Origin of the sequence: Xanthomonas axonopodis, from assembly GCF_001304695.1 — a bacterium.
In the GTDB taxonomy this organism is placed as follows: Bacteria; Pseudomonadota; Gammaproteobacteria; order Xanthomonadales; family Xanthomonadaceae; genus Xanthomonas; species Xanthomonas axonopodis.
In genome coordinates this window covers 1-5,156 of sequence record NZ_JFAQ01000163.1, presented here as the reverse complement: position 1 = coordinate 5,156, position 5,156 = coordinate 1, and the positions used below count along the sequence as shown (strand labels likewise).

Annotated in this window: 4 protein-coding genes and 3 pseudogenes; 6 read left to right on the top strand and 1 reads right to left on the bottom strand. The window is 64.7% G+C overall.

Annotated features, from left to right (window positions below):
* Positions 1-241 precede the first annotated feature (241 nt).
* From XAXN_RS23240 to XAXN_RS14800, 3 genes and pseudogenes are all read left to right on the top strand, one after another.
* Entirely contained in the window at positions 242-931 is a 690-nt protein-coding gene (locus tag XAXN_RS23240) for a peptidoglycan-binding domain-containing protein (RefSeq protein ID WP_338133113.1), read from the top strand.
* The gene (locus XAXN_RS23520; protein WP_254230244.1) at positions 823-1,161 is read left to right on the top strand and encodes an XVIPCD domain-containing protein; all 339 of its coding nucleotides are present in this window, start codon (positions 823-825) and stop codon (positions 1,159-1,161) included. The genes XAXN_RS23240 and XAXN_RS23520 overlap by 109 nt, the downstream gene beginning before the upstream one ends.
* 194 nt (positions 1,162-1,355) lie before the next feature.
* Positions 1,356-2,647, top strand: a pseudogene (locus tag XAXN_RS14800) (phospholipase D-like domain-containing protein).
* Here the strand turns inward: XAXN_RS14800 and XAXN_RS14795 are convergent.
* A pseudogene (locus tag XAXN_RS14795) lies at positions 2,644-3,159 on the bottom strand (CcdC protein domain-containing protein). The pseudogenes XAXN_RS14800 and XAXN_RS14795 sit on opposite strands and share 4 nt — an antisense overlap.
* A gap of 269 nt (positions 3,160-3,428) precedes the next feature.
* Here XAXN_RS14795 and XAXN_RS14790 point away from each other — a divergent pair.
* From XAXN_RS14790 to XAXN_RS14780, 3 genes and pseudogenes are all read left to right on the top strand, one after another.
* Positions 3,429-3,635 carry a hypothetical protein gene (locus XAXN_RS14790; RefSeq protein WP_054320111.1) on the top strand — a complete coding sequence of 69 codons (207 nt, stop codon included), beginning with the start codon at positions 3,429-3,431 and terminating at the stop codon, positions 3,633-3,635.
* Positions 3,622-4,734 (top strand): type II toxin-antitoxin system RelE/ParE family toxin, encoded by a 1,113-nt coding sequence (locus XAXN_RS14785; RefSeq protein ID WP_054320110.1) that lies wholly within the window; start codon positions 3,622-3,624, stop codon positions 4,732-4,734. The genes XAXN_RS14790 and XAXN_RS14785 overlap by 14 nt, the downstream gene beginning before the upstream one ends.
* A gap of 159 nt (positions 4,735-4,893) precedes the next feature.
* Positions 4,894-5,156 (top strand): annotated as a pseudogene (locus XAXN_RS14780) (transposase); the annotation flags it as partial.

Sequence of the window (5,156 nt, the reverse complement as noted above, 5' to 3'; positions counted from 1 at the left end):
CCGACGCACACGCTCGGTGCAGTTGTTGGTCCACATGCACACCCGCTCTTCTTTTTTTTTTCAAGCAGAAGACGGCATCCGAGATCTAGTACGGTCTCGTGGGCTCGGAATGTGTATAAGAGACAGCTTAAAGGTCCGTGGCAGGAGCTTCGACCCTTCCTCTGAGCGTACTGATCCCGATGTCCAGAAAGCCCTGGAATTGGTTCACGCATCACCGAGCCGATAGGCCACGCAGAGCCATATCCTCAAAGAGGGTTCCAGCGGCCGTGAAGTACGCAAGCTCGAATCCAATCTTCGTGCGCTGGGGTATAGCGGCTCAGACGGTCATGGGTTGCAGGCAAACCAAACGTTTGATGCGTCGACCAAGCAGGCGGTCGAGGCATTCCAACGCGCCAATGGACTGACGCCTGTTGATGTAAAGGCAGGTCCGGCAGCGCTGGCAGCCATTGATCGGCAGGCACGCGGCCTGCAATCCGATCTGATCGAGCTTGGCTTTACCGGCGCGGACAGTAAGCCCCTGCGTGTGGATGGCTATTTGGGTAGTGGCACGCGTCAAGCGGTCAGCGCCTTCCAGGAAGCCAATGGATTACCGGTCACTGGCGTTGCAGACCGTGGGACGCTGGACAACTTGGTAAGGCAAACAGCAGAACATGTCCAAGCCAATGACCCTGCGCAGGCACCCCCTACACAGCGAGGACATACGCGTACCGGGACTGTTGAGAGACGCCCTCACCGCGCAGCGATGAGGCGCTCACCAGGCCGGCAGACGCTCCTCCACTGCTTTCGAGCCCGAGTCACAGTCATCATTCCTTCTTTCACCAGATGCTGGAGAAGGTACATGCAGCTGAATCGCAACGTGGCATTTGCTCAGGCCTGCACAGTGAGCGCCTTGTCGGCGTACTCTCAGTGGAAGGGATCCGCAGCGGACTAACGTCGGTAGACCGCGTCGAGCTGAATAGCGACAGTTCCCTGGCACGTGCAGTGCAGATCAGCGCATGTCGCGATGAGGCCGCACTGAATCGCTGCACCTGTCCGATGAATACAGGGCAAGCCGTGAACCAAACGCTGCAGCAGAGCAGCGAACAAGCGCAGCAAGTAGCGGCTATGGAGCAAATGCAACAGCAGAATCAAACTCGGGGAGTTGCCAGCATGGTGGCCTGACATCCTTGCCCGCTCCGGCACAGAACGGTGTTGAGGGTAGGGACGATGTCCGAAGACTGTTCGCCTGGGGAGATGCCCGCCGTCGGGCAAGAACCGCCGCCCTATCGCTTCGCCCCTTCACAAACCCCATGCCACCGGCCTTGCCAAAATGCCGGCCGCTTGCGCCGCAGTGGCGGGACATCGGAGTGGGATGCATGACATGGTTCATCGTGGCCGCCGTGGCGGTCACCTTGCTGGTGGGGCTGCTGCTGCTCAACTTCGCCACGCCGGAAAAAAAGCTCGAGCACATCCCTAAGCACCAGTACGACGTCGCCGATCCGCAATTCAAACGCGAGATGTCGGCGTTGCTGGGGCCGGCCATCCTGCCGGGCAACAGGATCGATGTGCTCAATAACGGCCGCGAGATCTTTCCGGCGATGCTGGAGGCCATTCGCAGCGCGCAGCACACCATCACCTTCGAAACCTATATCTATTGGTCGGGCGAGATCGGCCGCGAGTTCAGCGAGGCCTTGTCCGCGCGCGCGCGTGCCGGGGTGGCGGTGCGGGTCACCATCGACTGGGGCGGCAGCCTGAAGATGGACCATGCGTTGGTGGAGACCATGACCGAGGCCGGCGTGGAGGTGCATCGCTACCGCCCCTTGGCCTGGTACAACCTGCACCGCCTCAACAACCGCACCCACCGCAAGTTGCTGGTGATCGATGGCCGCATCGGCTTCACCGGCGGGGTGGGCGTAGCCGACCAATGGATGGGCGATGCGCAGGACCCGGAGCATTGGCGCGACACCCACTACCGCATCGAGGGTCCGGTGGTGGCACAGGTACAGACCGCCTTCAACGACAACTGGATCAAGACCACCGGCCGCGTGCTCAACGGCGCCGACTACTACCCCGAACTGACACCGGCAGGCGAGAGCGACGCGCAACTCTTCGTGGCCTCGCCCTCGGGCGGCAGCGAAAGCATGCACCTGATGTATCTGATCGCCATCGCCGCCGCATGCAGCACCATCGACCTGGCTGCGGCGTATTTCGTGCCCGACGCCTTGATCACCCGGTCGCTGCTGGAAGCGCGCAGCCGCGGGGTCAAGATTCGCGTGCTGCTGCCGGGCAAGCATATCGATGCCGTCTCGGTGCGGTTGGCGTCCAAGGCCAGCTGGGAGCCGTTGCTGCAGGCCGGCATCGAGATCCACGAATACCAGCCCACCATGCTGCATACCAAACTGCTGATCATCGACGGCCTGCTGGTCTCGGTAGGATCGACCAACTTCGACATCCGCTCGTTCCGCCTCAACGATGAGGCCAGCCTGAATGTCTATGACCGCACGCTGGCCGCACGCATGACCGAGGTATTCGACGCGACCTGCAACGTGCCGAGCCGTATTCGCCGGAGCGCTGGCACGCGCGGCCGTTGCGGCAGAAGCTTGGCGAGAAACTGGTATTGCCGTTCCGCTCGCAGGGTGTGAGCGCGCGCGCCGGTGGCCGCGCCTAGAGCGCCGGCCTTGCCAAGACTGCGCGAAGGCGCAGCTGCCGCAGCCGCCACCACAGCCCGCTTACGTGCACCAGCGAATACAGCACCAGTTGCCAGCGTCAGTGGGCTGGCTTGCGAACCGGCCGCCGCCGCACCGGCGGTGAACGCGCCCTGGGCCCAACGCCAGACCAGGCGCCCCAGCAGCACCAGCGTCAATCCGCCGCCGATCCAGGGATTGGGCGTGTACCAGCCGTGACCATCCAGCCATTCGGCATGCGTGTAGCGCAGCGACAGCGCACCCAGGCCGATGCCCACCAGCGCGCCTGCGGCAATGCCGAGTCGCACCTGCGGCACCCGTACACCGCGAACGCAAGTGCTGCCACCGCGATCAGCAGCACGGTGCTGCGTACCGCCGTGGCCACCGGCTTCCATTGCTGCCGGCCGAAGCTGCGCCGGATGCGGCGGTAGTAGAGGTAGCCGATGGCGGCCATCGAGAGATACGGCGTCAGGGGTGCGATGGCAGCGGCGGGCATGGCGAGTCCTTTGCGGATGAGTGAAGCGACCCGCGCAGAATGAAACCCGCCGTGGGCATGAACAAGGTGCCAAGTGTCACTTTCTGCAGGCGGCAGCCCCGCCGCTCGCCTGGCACCGAGCCTGCGGTACGGCTGTGCGTCACCCAGGCCGCTGCCGCGCAGGCGCTTGCCGCCTGGCCGGTGAACGCCGCACGCGGGCGCCTGCGCCTGCCACACGCGAACAGAGGCGGCGCGGGTAGACTTGCGCAGTGCTCCCCCACCGCCGTGCCATGTCCGCCATCAAGCAAGACGCCCATATGCTGATCGACACGCTGCCCGAGACGGCTGGATGGGGCGAGGTGGTCCGCGTCGTGGCCGATGCCAGCTTCCAGGCCGCAGTGCAGGAGGGCATTGCCGCTGCAGATCAGGGCGCGTTGACGGCTCCGGCACAGGTGAGCGCACTGTTCGCCAGATGGGGCGTTGATGTTACGGCGTGACTGGACCGTCCCGGCCGCCACGCAGCTTGCACACGCCCAGGATCACTACCACGCGCTTAACCCGACCGCCGCCGCCGCGATGGCGCGGCAGGTGCTGGAAGTCACCCGCACCCTGGCCGAGCAACCTGGCAGTGGCCGCGCGGGCCGCGTGCCCGGCACCCGCGAATGGGTGGTCAAGCAAACCCCGTATGTGCTGGTCTACCGCGTGCGCGACGGCGCCCTGCAGGTGCTGCACGTCCATCTGGATGCCAGCGACTGGCTGCCCCGCACCGAGCCGCTGATCGAACGCATCGAACCGTGGATTGCCGCGCTGATCAGCGCGCTGCTGCACGTGCTGATGTTGCTGATCCTGTTGTCGGCCTCCACCCCCACCATGACCCCGCCGCAAGGCTCGGCCAGCGGTGGACGTATCAAGGTGGATTTCGTCGGCGACACCGATCAGCCGCAGCAACCCACGCCCTCGCCGACGCCCACACCGCCATCGCAGACCCCCGCACCGGTGCAGCCGCCACCGGCCGCCTCGCCGCTGCAATCCACGCTGGTCCAGAACGCCAAGAACCCGGTGCCTCCGCAGGGCAACACCCGCCGCGGCAGCTTGGCCGAGCAGCGCCGTGCACAACCGGTGCAGCGCCCCGCCCCGCCGCAGCCACCGGCCGAGCCGTCGTCGCCACCACAGCGCCGCCCCGACACCTGGACCGGTCGCCCGCCGGGCATGCTCGAAGAACCCGCCGACGGCGCCGAAGACGGCATGGCCAACACGCCCACCATCAGCCAGGGCCGCCGCAACGACCGCAACAACGCCCAGCCCAGCCTGGATATTGGCGGCTTCCAGGTCTATTACGAGGTGCGCAGCGAAACCCAGCTGCGTGCCTGGAAAGAACAGGGCATGCAGGAAATCGCCATCATCCTGCCCGGCACCCAACAACGCATGATCTGCCCGCTGGATGTCGCGCTCAAACGCGGTTCCAGCAAATGCCGCCTGCTGCCGCCGGACTCGCCGGAATTGAAGAACATCGGCGATGCCCGCGAGGTCATCAACATGATGGAGGTCTACCGCCAGGGCGAACCGGTGTGGCGTGGGCCGGGGCCGTATCGGTGATGCGTGGATCTGTGTCTGTCACACAGCGCTGCAAGTAATCCGGCTGTTCTCCAGAAACCATTACCGAAAATCGCTGTCACGTTGCCCATCGCGCACTGATACGCCCAGGCTTTCCTAGACATCTCAAGGCCATGGAAAATGGCTAATTCGGAGGTGTCCATGAGCAGTAAGCGGTATACAGATGAGTTCAAGGTCGAGGCGGTCCGCCAAGTGACCGATCGCGGGTTCAAAGTGGCAGAAGTCGCCGAGCGCCTGGGTGTTACCACGCACAGCCTGTACGCCTGGCTGCGCAAGTTCGGCAAGCCCGGCGTCGTGCAGCGCGCCGAGGTGGACCAGAGCGCGGAGGTTCGGCGGCTGAAGGCCGAGTTGCGCCGAGTGACCGAGGAGCGCGACATTCTAAAAAAGGCCGCCGCGTACTTTGC